Source organism: Wenxinia marina DSM 24838, assembly GCF_000379485.1.
GTDB lineage: Bacteria > Pseudomonadota > Alphaproteobacteria > Rhodobacterales > Rhodobacteraceae > Wenxinia > Wenxinia marina.
In genome coordinates this window covers 1-12,310 of the sequence record NZ_KB902313.1, presented here as the reverse complement: position 1 = coordinate 12,310, position 12,310 = coordinate 1, and the positions used below count along the sequence as shown (strand labels likewise).

The 12,310-nt window shown below is 71.0% G+C and carries 18 protein-coding genes; 10 read left to right on the top strand and 8 right to left on the bottom strand.

Annotated elements, in window-relative coordinates; genetic code table 11:
- Window positions 1-3 precede the first annotated feature (3 nt).
- Genes A37W_RS22345 through A37W_RS0117285 form a run of 4 tightly spaced genes read right to left on the bottom strand, consistent with a single transcriptional unit; the run spans window position 4 to window position 2,257 of the window.
- A complete protein-coding gene (locus A37W_RS22345; RefSeq protein WP_018304306.1) occupies window positions 4-525 on the bottom strand; it encodes a putative glycolipid-binding domain-containing protein in 522 nt (173 codons plus the stop codon).
- The gene (locus tag A37W_RS0117295) at window positions 522-833 is read right to left on the bottom strand and encodes a DUF1244 domain-containing protein (RefSeq protein ID WP_018304305.1); all 312 of its coding nucleotides are present in this window, start codon (window positions 831-833) and stop codon (window positions 522-524) included. Before A37W_RS0117295 ends, A37W_RS22345 begins: the two co-directional genes overlap by 4 nt.
- 24 nt (window positions 834-857) lie before the next feature.
- Window positions 858-1,511, bottom strand: a complete 654-nt coding sequence (locus A37W_RS22340) for an HAD family hydrolase (protein WP_018304304.1) — start codon at window positions 1,509-1,511, stop codon at window positions 858-860.
- A gap of 2 nt (window positions 1,512-1,513) precedes the next feature.
- Window positions 1,514-2,257 carry an N-formylglutamate amidohydrolase gene (locus A37W_RS0117285; RefSeq protein WP_018304303.1) on the bottom strand — a complete coding sequence of 248 codons (744 nt, stop codon included), beginning with the start codon at window positions 2,255-2,257 and terminating at the stop codon, window positions 1,514-1,516.
- A gap of 179 nt (window positions 2,258-2,436) precedes the next feature.
- On the opposite strand from A37W_RS0117285, the gene pyk reads away from it, so the two are divergent.
- The 7 genes from pyk to rplT all read left to right on the top strand — a co-directional run bounded on the left by pyk (window position 2,437) and on the right by rplT (window position 6,617).
- On the top strand, window positions 2,437-3,882 hold the full coding sequence (pyk, locus tag A37W_RS0117280) for a pyruvate kinase (RefSeq protein ID WP_018304302.1): 1,446 nt from the start codon (window positions 2,437-2,439) through the stop codon (window positions 3,880-3,882).
- A gap of 42 nt (window positions 3,883-3,924) precedes the next feature.
- Window positions 3,925-4,149, top strand: a complete 225-nt coding sequence (locus tag A37W_RS0117275) for a hypothetical protein (RefSeq protein WP_018304301.1) — start codon at window positions 3,925-3,927, stop codon at window positions 4,147-4,149.
- Window positions 4,150-4,254: 105 nt separating this feature from the next.
- Window positions 4,255-4,914 carry an ATP-binding protein gene (locus tag A37W_RS0117270; protein ID WP_018304300.1) on the top strand — a complete coding sequence of 220 codons (660 nt, stop codon included), beginning with the start codon at window positions 4,255-4,257 and terminating at the stop codon, window positions 4,912-4,914.
- 7 nt (window positions 4,915-4,921) lie between these two features.
- On the top strand, window positions 4,922-5,635 hold the full coding sequence (locus A37W_RS0117265; RefSeq protein WP_018304299.1) for a Crp/Fnr family transcriptional regulator: 714 nt from the start codon (window positions 4,922-4,924) through the stop codon (window positions 5,633-5,635).
- Between the two features lie 39 nt (window positions 5,636-5,674).
- Window positions 5,675-5,911 (top strand): DUF6894 family protein, encoded by a 237-nt coding sequence (locus A37W_RS0117260; RefSeq protein ID WP_018304298.1) that lies wholly within the window; start codon window positions 5,675-5,677, stop codon window positions 5,909-5,911.
- A 128-nt stretch (window positions 5,912-6,039) separates the two neighbouring features.
- Window positions 6,040-6,240, top strand: coding sequence for a 50S ribosomal protein L35 (gene rpmI, locus A37W_RS0117255; protein ID WP_018304297.1), 201 nt, complete (start codon window positions 6,040-6,042; stop codon window positions 6,238-6,240).
- A 14-nt stretch (window positions 6,241-6,254) separates the two neighbouring features.
- Window positions 6,255-6,617 carry a 50S ribosomal protein L20 gene (gene rplT, locus A37W_RS0117250; RefSeq protein ID WP_018304296.1) on the top strand — a complete coding sequence of 121 codons (363 nt, stop codon included), beginning with the start codon at window positions 6,255-6,257 and terminating at the stop codon, window positions 6,615-6,617.
- Window positions 6,618-6,721: 104 nt separating this feature from the next.
- On the opposite strand, the gene A37W_RS0117245 is transcribed toward rplT, so the two are convergent.
- Both A37W_RS0117245 and A37W_RS0117240 read right to left on the bottom strand, forming a co-directional pair.
- On the bottom strand, window positions 6,722-7,297 hold the full coding sequence (locus A37W_RS0117245; RefSeq protein WP_018304295.1) for a lysozyme inhibitor LprI family protein: 576 nt from the start codon (window positions 7,295-7,297) through the stop codon (window positions 6,722-6,724).
- A gap of 65 nt (window positions 7,298-7,362) precedes the next feature.
- Entirely contained in the window at window positions 7,363-7,620 is a 258-nt protein-coding gene (locus tag A37W_RS0117240; protein ID WP_018304294.1) for a hypothetical protein, read from the bottom strand.
- Window positions 7,621-7,794: 174 nt separating this feature from the next.
- On the opposite strand from A37W_RS0117240, the gene pheS reads away from it, so the two are divergent.
- Window positions 7,795-8,856 (top strand): phenylalanine--tRNA ligase subunit alpha, encoded by a 1,062-nt coding sequence (pheS, locus tag A37W_RS0117235; RefSeq protein WP_018304293.1) that lies wholly within the window; start codon window positions 7,795-7,797, stop codon window positions 8,854-8,856.
- Window positions 8,857-8,882: 26 nt separating this feature from the next.
- Window positions 8,883-9,161 (top strand): YrhK family protein, encoded by a 279-nt coding sequence (locus A37W_RS0117230; RefSeq protein ID WP_018304292.1) that lies wholly within the window; start codon window positions 8,883-8,885, stop codon window positions 9,159-9,161.
- Here the strand turns inward: A37W_RS0117230 and A37W_RS0117225 are convergent.
- On the bottom strand, window positions 9,158-9,424 hold the full coding sequence (locus A37W_RS0117225; protein WP_018304291.1) for a hypothetical protein: 267 nt from the start codon (window positions 9,422-9,424) through the stop codon (window positions 9,158-9,160). The genes A37W_RS0117230 and A37W_RS0117225 overlap by 4 nt on opposite strands.
- 159 nt (window positions 9,425-9,583) lie before the next feature.
- Between A37W_RS0117225 and pheT the strand changes: the two genes are divergently transcribed.
- Entirely contained in the window at window positions 9,584-11,977 is a 2,394-nt protein-coding gene (gene pheT, locus A37W_RS0117220; protein WP_018304290.1) for a phenylalanine--tRNA ligase subunit beta, read from the top strand.
- A 63-nt stretch (window positions 11,978-12,040) separates the two neighbouring features.
- Here the strand turns inward: pheT and A37W_RS22335 are convergent.
- The coding region (locus A37W_RS22335; protein ID WP_018300961.1) for a transposase at window positions 12,041-12,310 on the bottom strand (270 nt) is incomplete at its 5' end.

Here is a 12,310-nt window from a genome sequence, read left to right as displayed (position 1 = left end):
GGCTCATATGGTCCACAGGGACCCGTATCTCTCCACAACGCCGAACCGGTTGACCTCCAGGTCGGCCTCGAACTCTCCCGCGGTGTAGTGCCAGGCCGTCTCGCCGGTCCGGTGGTAGGTCTGCCGCAGCGACTTCAGCGTCCAGTCCCGGTCGTCCAGCCACGCCGCCGTCACGTCGGCCGACTGCCCGACTTCCAGCCGCAGGCGGCGGATCGGCAGGGTGTTGGTCGCGGGCGTGAAGCCGAGGTCGACGTCCTCGGCGCCGTCCACCTCGGGCACGCGGGCGCCGTTGAGGGTCCAGCGGCCCTCCGGATCCCTCTCGATCCGCAGCGACGGCGCCAGGCCCACCCGGGCCCGCACCGTCCGCCCTTCGGCATCCGCGCGGACCCGGTAGCGCACGGTGTCGGCGGCGAGCGAGGCGGATCCCTCGATCAGCAGGCCGTTCCCCGTGGCGATGAAGCGGCAGGCGTCGGTGCCGGCGTGGGCGCGGCCGGTCCAGAGGACGGCGTGGGCGCCCGCGATCACTTCCGCGAGCCGACGTTCTGGGTGTAGGCGACCTCGTACGCGGTCTGCTTGGCCGCGTCCGCCTCGGGCTGCTTCGCCTTCCAGTCGTCGTAGGGCATCCCGTAGAAGTCCTCGCGCGCCTCGTCCTTGGACATCTCGATGCCGCGCTCGGCCGCGGCCTCCTGCATCCAGCGCGACAGGCAGTTCCGGCAGAAGCCGGCGAGGTTCATCAGATCGATGTTCTGCACGTCCGGCCGCTCTTCCATCAGGTGCTGGCGGAGGCGGCGAAAGGCGGCGGCCTCGATCTCGGTGCGGGTGGCGTCGTCCATGGGCGTGTCCTCCATCGGCGCGGGTCAGGCGGCGGGCAGCACGCCCGCGGCGCGGGCGCCGTCCAGCAGGCTTTCGGCGAGGATGTGCGCATCCCGGGTCGCCGGCGGCCTCTGGTCGGGAATCTGGATCACGGTCATGCCCGCGGCAAGGGCGGCCACGGTCCCGACGTCGGAATCCTCGAAGGCGAGGCAGTCGGCGGGCGCGACGCCGAGGCCCTCGGCGGCGCGCAGGTACAGGTCCGGGGCCGGTTTCGGCCGGTCCACCCGGTCGCGGCCCCAGACATGCGCCTCGGGGAAGCGGTGGGCGATGCCGGCGCTGCGCAGGCTCTCGCGCGCCGTCTGGGTGCGCGAGTTGGTGGCGAGCGCGACGGGAACCCCGCTGTCGGCGAGGAGGCCCAGCAGCTCGTCCGCGCCGGGCCGCAGCGGGATGCCCGAGGCGAACATGCGCTGCACCTCGAGATCCCACAATGCGCCGAAGCCCTCGTGGTCGAAGGCCGCGCCGAAGGCGGCACGCAGCGTCGGCGCGGCCTCTCCCACGGTGCCGATGAGATCGGTCAGCACGTCCCGCCGCTCCGGCAGATCCATCGCCCGGAACGCGGCGAGGCCGGCCTCGATCACCAGCCGCTCGCTGTCGATCAGAGTGCCGTCCATGTCGAAGATCACCGCCTTGTAGCGCATGGTCAGACCCCCGCCGCGACGAGCGCACGGGTCAGGTACGGCGCCAGCCGCGTGGCCCAGGCGCTTTGCGCCTCGGGCGTGGCGATCAGGTCGTTGCGGACCTCGATCAGCGCGTTCGGCCGGCCGGGCTTCAGGGCGTGGCGGTCGATCGAATCGCCGGGCAGGTGGCCGGAGTAGGGGACGTTGTCGCCGACGAAGAGGTCCTCGTCCTCTCCGAACGCCTCGATCAGCGGCTGCGCGAGGCGGCCGTCGAGGTGGGACCACAGCACCGTCACCTTCCACGGCCGGAACGGCCGGCCCTTCAGCTGCGGCGTGAAGGAGTGAATGGCGAGGTAGACGGTGTCCTCCCGCCGCCCCGCAAGATCGGCGATCGCCGCATGGTAGGGGCGCCAAAGCCGGTCGAGCCGTCGTTCGCGTTCGGCCGCATCGGCGGCGCGGTTCGCCGGAATCACGGTCCCGTCGTAGAGGCGCATCAGGATCGTCGGGTCGTCCTCGCCGCGGTTCGGGTCGATCACGAGGCGCGAGAAGCGGGAAGACACGACCGTCGCGTCCAGCGCCTCGCCCAGCGCCTCGGCCACGCCGAGGGCGCCGACGTCCCAGGCGATGTGCCGCGCCATGTCCTCGGCCGGCAGGCCGAGATCGCCGCCCGCGACCCAGTCCGGCACGCGGTTCGTCGCGTGGTCGCAGGTGATGAGCCAGCGCGAGCGGCGGTCCGCTCCGCTGATCGTGTAGGCGTCCGTGGTCACGGCGTCGTCAGGTCCGTCGGGTCTTTGCACGGTGCGGACTTAGGCTAGTTGAGAAGGGAATGGAATTGCGCCATAAGACGGCCGACCGGGCGGTTAGCGGTAACACGGCCGTAACGCGGATCCGCTAACGGACCGCACAGGCCCGCCGGCCGGACAAGGGACAGCAGACGGGGACATCCATGCGCCGCCACCGCAACGTCAAGATCGTGGCCACCCTCGGCCCCGCCTCCTCCACCTACGAGGTGATCCGCGCGCTGGCCGAGGCCGGGGCCGACGTGTTCCGCCTGAACATGAGCCACGGCACCCACGACGAACAGCGTGCCCGGCACGAGATCATCCGCAAGGTCGAGGCCGACATGGGCTCGCCCATCGGGATCCTCGCCGACCTGCAGGGGCCCAAGCTGCGCGTCGGCACGTTCGCCGACGGCTCGGCCGAGCTGGAGGCGGGACAGGACTTCCGCCTCGACCTCGACGACGCGCCGGGCGACGCGACGCGGGTGCAGCTGCCCCACCGCGAGATCTTCGACGCGCTGGAGCCGGGGGCCTCGCTCCTCGTCAACGACGGCAAGATCCGCCTCAAGGTGAAGGATTGCGGCCGCGACTTCGCCGCCTGCGAGGTGACGGTGGGCGGCACCATCTCGAACCGCAAGGGCGTGAACGTGCCGGACGTCGTGCTGGGCCTCGCCGCCCTGTCCGACAAGGACCGCACCGACCTGGAATTCGCGTGCGAGCTGGGCGTCGACTGGCTGGCGCTGTCGTTCGTGCAGCGCCCCGCCGACATGATCGAGGCGCGGGATCTCGCGAAGGGCCGCGCCGCCGTGCTGGCCAAGATCGAGAAGCCGGCCGCCGTGAAGGCGTTCGACGACATCCTCGCCGTCTCGGACGGAATCATGGTCGCTCGCGGCGACCTCGGCGTCGAGTTGCCGGTGCAGAACGTGCCGCCGATCCAGAAGCGGCTGGTCCGCAAGTGCCGCGCCGCGGCCAAGCCGGTGATCGTCGCCACCCAGATGCTGGAGAGCATGATCGAGAGCCCGATGCCCACCCGGGCCGAGGTCTCGGACGTGGCCGCCGCGATCTACGAGGGCACCGACGCCGTCATGCTGTCCGCCGAGAGCGCGGCCGGCAGCTACCCGGTCGAGGCGGTGCGCACGATGGACAACGTCGCCTACGAGGTCGAGGCCGACCCGACCTACCGCGAGGTGATCGAGAGCAGCCGCCGGATCGAGCGCCGCTCGGTCGCGGACGGCATCGTGTCGGCCGCGCGCGAGATCGCGGAGGCCACCGACATCAAGGCTATCGCCTGCTTCAGCCAGTCGGGCACCACCGCCAGCCTCGTCGCGCGCGAGCGGCCGCGGGTGCCGATCCTCGCGCTCACCTCGCAGGAATCGACCGCCCGGCGCCTGTGCCTGACCTGGGGCTGCAACTGCGTGATCGTGGATCCGGTGGACCGGTTCAAGATGGCGGTCGTCGCCGGCGTCCGCGCCGCACGCGAGGAGAACCTCGCCGGGCCGAAGGACCTGATCGTGGTCACCGCGGGCGTGCCCTTCAACACGCCCGGCTCCACCAACATCCTGCGGGTGGCGCCCTGCGAGGAACGGTTGATCTTCTCGGGCGAGCCGGAGTAGCCTTTACGCAAAGTCAACGGATAACGTTGCAGGCGGACAGGCATGGATACCGATCTCTATCTCGCCACGGGGCTCGTCCTGCTGGTCCTGACGCTCCCGGCCATTGTCTCGGCCCTGACGGAGGGGCGGCCGCCGCGGCTCGCCGCGGTCGTCCTGCTGATCGGCGGCGGGCTTGTCGCCTTCGCGGTGACCAGCCGGCCGGGCGGCTACACCTTCGCCGAGATCCCCGACGTCCTGGTCCGCGTGGCCGCCCGTATCGTGAATTGATGCGACCGGTCGAGCGCCGGAGCACACGCGCGCGCATCAATTGTTGAAGCGCCGACCCGGCCCCATGGGCGACGCTTGCAGGCGGGGCAATCCGGGAGTCGATCCATGGACGACGGGAACGGTCTGCGCATGCAGCTGGCGGAAATGCGGCATCGGACCACCAACATTCTCGCCTCGCTGGCCGCGCTGACGCGGTCGCAGGCGCGGCAGGCCAACACCGAGGAGGCGCGCGAGCGGCTGTCATGGGTGCTGGACTGCATCCTGACGGCGACGCAGCTGCATCGCGCTGTCGGTGTCACGACGGGCGACGGGCTGTCGCTTCACCTGCGCGAGGTCGGTCAGCTCTGGGCGCGGCTGGGGGCCGAGCGGAATGTCCAGGTCCAGATCGACACCGACGGCGCGCCGCAGGTGGAGGACGGGGCGGCCATGATGCTGGCTCTGCTGGTGCAGGAGGCGATCACCAACAGCCTCGCTCATGCCTACCCCGACGGCGGACCCGGTCTCATCCAGGTTCGGTTCGGCCGCGACGGCGACGGCCGGCTGGTCCTGACCGTGCGCGACGACGGCGTCGGGCTGCCGGACGACGAGTCGGCGGAGCCACCGCAGCTCGACTGGGTCGCTCCGACGCTGCGGGATCATGGCAACGGGCGGGCGCTGATCGCCGATCTCGCGCGCTATGCGGGTGGAAAGGCAAGCTGGCATGCCGACCCGCTTGGCGGTACGGTCGTCAGGGTCGACGTGCCCTACGTGGGCCGTCAGTGCTAGGATGCACATGTTGAACGTCCTCAGCCGAAAGCTGCTGCTCGCCGGTCCCCTCCCGGAAGAAGACCTCGCCGTGGTCGAGGGGCTGGTCGCGAACCCGCGCACCGTGCAGGCGCGCACCGACATCATCGACCGCGGCGATCCGACCTCCAACGTCCACCTCGTGCTCGAGGGGATCGCCTGCCGCTACAAGCTGCTTCCCGACGGGCGACGCTCGATCATGGCGCTTCTGCTGCCGGGCGACTTCTGCGACCTGAACGTCGCGATCCTCGGCCACATGGACCATGCCATCGGCACGCTGACGGCCTGCACTATCGTCGACATTCCCCGCGAGGCGATCGACGAGATCGTCGAGAAGCACCCGCCTCTCACCCGCGCCCTGTGGTGGTGCACCCTAGTGGACGAGGCGGTGCTGCGGGAGTGGCTGGTCAACATGGGCCGCCGGCGGGCCGACAGGCAACTGGCGCACTTCCTATGCGAGATCCACCTGCGCCTCGAAGCGGTCGGGCGGCGGGACGGCTTTCACCTGTCGCTGACGCAGGAAATGATCGCCGACCTCCTCGGCATCACCACGGTCCATGCGCAGCGGATCATGGCGGGGCTCCGGCAGGACGGGCTGATCGCCATCGAGGATCGCAAGATCACCGTTCCCGACATCGAGGCGCTGCGCGACTTCGCCGAGTTCGAGGACGATTACCTGCATCTGAACGGGTCGGCGGGGTAGCGCCTCCGGACGGTGGTGCGACACGAGTGGAGGCAGTCCATGCCGACGTACTATTTCGACACGCGCGACGGTGACCGGACGACCCGCGACGAGACCGGGCAGGATCTGCCTCACCGGAAGTCGGCCCGCGACACCGCGATCGAGGCTCTCCCCGAGATCGCGCGCGACGCCCTGCCCGACGGGGACGAGTGGCAGGTCCATATCCGGGTGCGGGAGGACGGCGGAACGGCGTTCCTCGACGTGTCGCTGACCCTGCGGGAGCGGTGGCTGGACTGACGGGCCGCCCCCGTCGCGACAGGCTTGCCAAGCCGCCGCCAGCCCCCTATACGGCGCCTTCGTTTTCCGCGCGTCCGGCCGATGTGGCATGCCGAGTCGCGCGTTCAGTCCCGAAGAGGAGACAGCAAATGCCCAAGATGAAGACCAAGTCGAGCTGCAAGAAGCGGTTCAAGGTGACCGCCTCGGGCCGGATCAAGGCCGGCCAGGCGGGCAAGCGCCACGGCATGATCAAGCGGACGAACAAGTTCATCCGCGACGCCCGCGGCACCCAGGTCCTGTCCAAGGCGGACGAGGGCATCCTGAAACCCATGATGCCCTACGCGCGCTGAAGGAGGTCTGAGAGATGTCCCGCACCAAAGGTGGAACCGTCACCCATCGCCGCCACAAGAAGGTCCTCGACGCCGCGAAGGGCTACTACGATCGCCGCAGCCGCACCTTCAAGGTCGCGCGCCAGGCCGTCGACAAGGCGAACCAGTACGCGACCCGCGACCGCAAGAACCGCAAGCGCAACTTCCGCGCGCTGTGGATCCAGCGGATCAACGCCGCGGTCCGCTCGTTCGACGAGAGCCTGACCTACTCGCGCTTCATGGGCGGCCTCGCGAAGGCCGGGATCGAGGTCGACCGCAAGGTCCTCGCCGATCTGGCCGTGCACGAGCCCGAGGCGTTCAACGCCATCGCCGCCAAGGCCCGCGACGCGCTGGCCTGAACGCCGCGCCCCTCGCGACACGACCGGACCGGCCGCCCCCACGGGCGGCCGGTTTCCGTTTGGGTGGTGAGACGGCCGGGGAGGGCCGCCGCGGGGCGCGTCGCTCAGCCGCCGTTCTCGCGGATGCGGCCGCCCAGCTCCACGATGCGGCGCAGGTACGCGCGGCCGATGCAGGTGGCGTCGGTGCCGCAGGCATCGCGGTCGCCGCGCAGCCAGTCGGCCTGCGAGGGGTCGTTCGGCCGTGCGATAGCCCGGCCGTAGACCGCGCCGAGGGCGGCGTCCATGTTCGCCAGCAGCTCGTTCGCGCAGACCGTCTCTTCGGTCGGGTTGAGGCCCGAGGCGTCGCACCACGGCCGCAACGGCTCGGACGGGGCGGCCGGGGCCGGCGCGGGCGGGGCGCCCGGCGCCTCGGTCAGCTCGGCGATCCGCCCGCGATAGGACGCCTCGATGCAGAACAGGTCGCTGCCGCATTCGTTGCGCCGGCGCAGCCAGTCGGTCTGCGACGCTTCGCTGGCGTCGGAACGGCGGTAGAACTCGGTCAGCTGCGCGTCGAGCCCGCCGAGGAGGGGCGAGCTGCAGATCGCCTGCTCGGTCTGGCTGAGCGACTGGAAGGCGCACCATTCCTGCGCGGCGGCGGGAAGGGGCGACAGGCAGAGGGCGAGGGCGGCAGCGCGGAGCATCGGCGGTCCTTCCGGTGTCTCCCCCGGAAATGCGAGGCCCCGCGCGCAGGTTCCTTCGCTGGCGCTCAGCCCCGAGAGGTCAGCATCGCCGGGCAGCCGCGGTGGGCGGCGGGCTGGCCGATGTGGTGCGGGTTGATGATGAGATGCCAGGTCGGGGCGTAGCCCGGCGCCTGGGCGCGGCTGTACGAGCAGCCGTCGGCGGTGGTGAACCACTGGCCCTGGAAGCTGGCCGGCGGCGCGACGTGGACGCGGGCGGCGGCCTGCGCGAGGGCGGACCCGGCGGTGAGCGAGAGAAGGGCGGCGATGGCGGCGGTGCGCAGCATGAGGAACGGCTCCTGTCCGAAGTGTCGATGAGGCTGTCTCGCCGTCCCGCCCGCCGCCGCCCGGCCGGCCGGGCGGCGAAAGCGTGGACCTTCCCGACAATTGGACCGGACTCCCCGAACCTTGCCCTTCGCCCCGCCCCGCGCTAACCGGACCGGCGAGTTCCGGAGGACCCGATGGACGACCTGAGAGACCGCTATCTCGCCCGGATCGAGGCCGCCGCCGACGAGGCGGCGCTCGAGGAGGTGCGCCTCAGTGCGCTCGGCAAGAAGGGCGAGGTCAGCCTCAAGATGCGCGAGCTGGGCGGCTTGTCGCCCGAGGAGCGCCAGGTCGCCGGCCCCGCGCTGAACGCGCTGAAGGATCAGCTGACGGCGGCGCTGGCCGCCCGCAAGACGGCGCTGGAGGACGCGGCGCTGGACGCGCGGCTCGCGGCCGAGACGGTGGACGTCACCCTGCCGGCCCGCCACCGCCGCCGCGGCACGATCCACCCGGTCAGCCAGGTGACCGAGGAGGTCACCGCGATCTTCGCCAGCCTCGGCTTCGCCGTCGCCGAGGGCCCGCAGATCGAGAGCGACTGGTACAATTTCGACGCGCTCAACATGCCGTCGCACCATTCGGCCCGCGCCGAGATGGACACGTTCTACATGTCCCGCGCCGAGGGCGACAACCGCCCGCCGGCGGTCCTGCGCACCCACACCTCGCCCGTTCAGATAAGGCACCTGGAGGCGCACGGCGCCCCCTGCCGGGTGATCGCGCCGGGACGGGTCTACCGCGCCGACTACGACCAGACCCACACGCCGATGTTCCACCAGGTCGAGGGGCTGTGCATCGGCCGCGACATCTCGATGGCGCACCTGAAATGGACGCTGGAGCAGTTCTTCTCGGCCTTCTTCGGCACCGAGGTGAAGACCCGCTTCCGCGCCTCGCACTTCCCGTTCACCGAACCGTCGGCCGAGGTGGACATCCAGTGCGAGTGGTCGGACGGGCAGGTGCGCGTCGGCCAGGGCGACGACTGGCTGGAGGTTCTGGGCTCTGGCATGGTGCATCCCAACGTCCTGCGCGCGGCGGGGGTGGATCCGGACGAGTGGCAGGGCTTCGCCTTCGGCATGGGGATCGACCGGATCGCGATGCTGAAATACGGCATCCCCGACCTGCGCGCGTTCTTCGACAGCGACCTCCGCTGGCTGCGCCACTACGGCTTCGGCCCGGGGCAGGTGCCGACCACCCACGGCGGCTGACCCCGCCCCAGCGAAGGAGACGCGTCATGCAGCTCTTCCGCCACGAGACCCGGCAGAAGTCCGAGCGGTCGAAACGGTACTACGCCCGCTCCGAACTGCTCTACACCATCGTCGATTTCGGCGCGGCGCTGTCGTTCGTCGTCGGCTCGGTCTTCTTCTTTTTCGACAGCACGCAGACCGCCGCGACGTGGCTGTTCCTGATCGGCTCGATCCTGTTCGCGGCCAAGCCGACGATCCGCACGGTGCGCGAGATCCATCTCTACCGCATGGGCGATTACAAAGACCTGTCGAAACGCGACCGCTAGTTCCGCGCCGAGAGGAACACCGCGCCGCCCGAACTCAGCCTGCGGCCGAGGTCCGGGATCTGCGATCCGCCCCGGCAGCCGAGGCGGAGGTTCCGGATCTGGACGGAGTCGGCGTCGCAGGCCGCCTGGGCCGCTCCGACCGTGACCGTCTCGCGCACGTCGCTTCCGCCCCCCGTGCCGCCCGCGCCGCCGTGACGCAGGGCCAGCGGCGACAGCAGCAGCGTCAGCGCGAGGAGGATCAGGACGAGACCGCGATGTTCCATGGGCCACCTTTGGGTTGACGTCAAGGTAAACGTAATGCGTGTCGGATTTGCGGTGACGCCGGGGTCAAGTGACGGCCGGGCATGGCGCACAGGGGGCGGCCTTCCCCTCCTGCGGGGAGTGCGCTAAGCCGCGCCGGATCGAAAATTCCGGGGGCCGCCATGAAGTTCACCCTCTCTTGGCTGAAGGACCATCTCGACACGTCCGCCGGCGTCGACGAGATCGCCGAGGCGCTGACCGACCTCGGTCTCGAGGTCGAGGAAGTGTCGAACCCGGCTGCCCGGCTGGCCGACTTCACCATCGGCAAGGTCCTGCACGCCGAGAAGCATCCCGACGCCGACAAGCTGCGCGTCTGCAAGGTGCTGACCGACGAGGGCGAGACGCAGATCATCTGCGGTGCGCCCAACGCCCGGGAGGGCATCACCGTCGTCGTGGCCAAGCCCGGCACCTACGTCCCCGGCATCGACACGACCATCGGCGTCGGCAAGATCCGCGGCATCGAGAGCTTCGGCATGATGTGCTCGGAGCGCGAGATGGAACTCAGCGAAGAGCATGACGGCATCATCGAGCTGCCCTCGGGCGAGGTGGGCGAGCGGTTCACCGACTGGCTGGCGGCGCACGACCCGGCCAAGGTGGACCCCGTGATCGAGATCGCGATCACCCCGAACCGCGGCGACGCGCTGGGCGTGCGCGGGATCGCCCGTGACCTCGCCGCGCGGGGCCTCGGCACGCTCAAGCCGCTGCGCGAGCCGCAGGTGGCCGGCTCCTTCGACAGCCCGATCGGGGTAACCATCGACGCCGACACGCTGGACGACGCGCCGCTGTTCTGCGGCCGGGTGATCCGGGGCGTCCGCAACGGGCCGTCGCCGCAGTGGCTGCAGGATCGCCTGCGGGCAATCGGCCTGCGGCCCATCAGCTTCCTCGTCGATGTGACGAACTTCTTCACCTTCGACCTGAACCGCCCGCTGCACGTCTTCGACGCCGACAAGGTGAAGGGCCACCTGCGCGTCCACCGCGCGGAAGGGGGCGAGACGCTGCTGGCCCTCGACGAGCGGACCTACACCTTCGAGCCGGGCATGGTCATCATCTCGGACGACGAGGGCCCCGAGAGCATCGCCGGCATCATGGGCGGCGAGGAGACGGGCTGCACGCCCGAGACGACGACCGTCTTCGTCGAAAGCGCGTACTGGGACCCGATCCAGATCGCCCATACCGGCCGACGGCTGAAGATCAACTCCGACGCCCGCTACCGGTTCGAGCGGGGCGCCGATCCCGCCTTCACGCCCGTCGGCCTCGACCTCGCGGTGGAGATGATCCTGCGCGAGGCGGGCGGCGAGGCGTCCGAGGTGATCGTCGCCGGCGCGGTGCCGGACACGGACCGCGCCTACCGGCTGGACACCGACAGGGTGCAGAGCCTCGTCGGGATGGCGATCCCGCCGGAGGAGCAGCGCGCGACGCTGGAGGCGCTGGGCTTCCGGCTCGACGGCGACATGGTGCATCCGCCGTCCTGGCGGTCGGACGTGAAGGGGCAGGCCGACCTGGTGGAAGAGGTCGCGCGTGTCGCCTCTCTGACCCGGCTGGAGGGCACGCCGCTGCCCCGCGAGGTCGGAGTCCCGGCGCCGGTCCTGACGCCCGGACAGGTACGGCAGGCGCTCGGCCGGCGGACGGCGGCGGCGCTCGGCTACGACGAGTGCGTGACCTACTCCTTCATCGACGCCGAGGCGGCGGGCCTGTTCGGCGCCGACCTCATGGCGATGCGGCTGGAGAACCCGATCTCGTCCGAGATGAGCCACATGCGGCCGGCCCTCCTGCCCGGTCTCCTGCGCGCCGCCGCCCGCAACCAGGCGCGCGGGCAGGCCGACCTCGCCCTGTTCGAGCTGGGGGCCGCGTTCACCGGGGCCGAGCCGGGCGAGCAGGTGACGCTGCTGACCGGCCTGCTGGTCGGCCGCACCGGCCCCCGCGACGTCCATGGCGAGCGGCGGGCGGTCGATCTGTTCGACGCCAAGGCCGACGCCGAGGCGGTGCTCGCCGCGATGGGCGCGCCCGACAGGGTGCAGGTCCGCGCCGGGGCCGAGGCGTGGTGGCACCCGGGCCGCAGCGGCACGATCTCGCTGGGGCCGAAGAAGGTGCTGGGCGTGTTCGGCGAGGTGCATCCGCGGGTGCTGTCCGCGATGGGCGTCAAGGGGCCGGCGGTCGGCTTCACCCTGTGGCCGGACGAGATCCCGCTGCCCCGCAAGGCCGCAGCGACGCGGCCGGCGTTGCAGGTCTCGGACCTGCAGGCGGTGGAGCGCGACTTCGCCTTCGTGGTGGACGAGGGCGTGACCGCCGCGCAGGTGCTGGCGGCGGCGCAGGGCGCGGACAAGGCGCTGATCTCGGACGTGCGCGTCTTCGACCAGTTCGTCGGCGGCAGCCTCGGCGAGGGCCGCAAGTCGCTCGCCATCACCGTGCGGCTGCAGCCGACCGAGGCCACGCTGAAGGAAGCGGAGATCGAGGCGGTGGCGGCGAAGGTGGTCGAGAAGGTCGCCCAGGCGACCGGCGGCACGCTGCGGGGTTGAGGCGGGGCGCGCGCTGCTTCCTCCGGATCGACCCGTCCCGGCCTTGAGCCGGCAACTGTAACCTCAGGGGTTGGCTGTCGCGTAATCCTTGGCGTCGCGGAGCATGGCGTTGAGGACGGTGAGGAGCTTGCGTGCGACGGCGATGATGGCCTGCTTGGGACGCTTTCCGGCGGCCTCGAGGCGGGCGCGGAAGGCGGCGAAGGCAGGGTCCCGGCGCGAGGCCTGCAGGCCGGCGAGGTAGAGCAGCGAGCGGATCACCGGTCGGCCGCCGGCGATCCTGCGGGGCGGGCTGCGCATCCCGGAGTCGCGCGCGACCGGCGCCAGTCCCGCCAG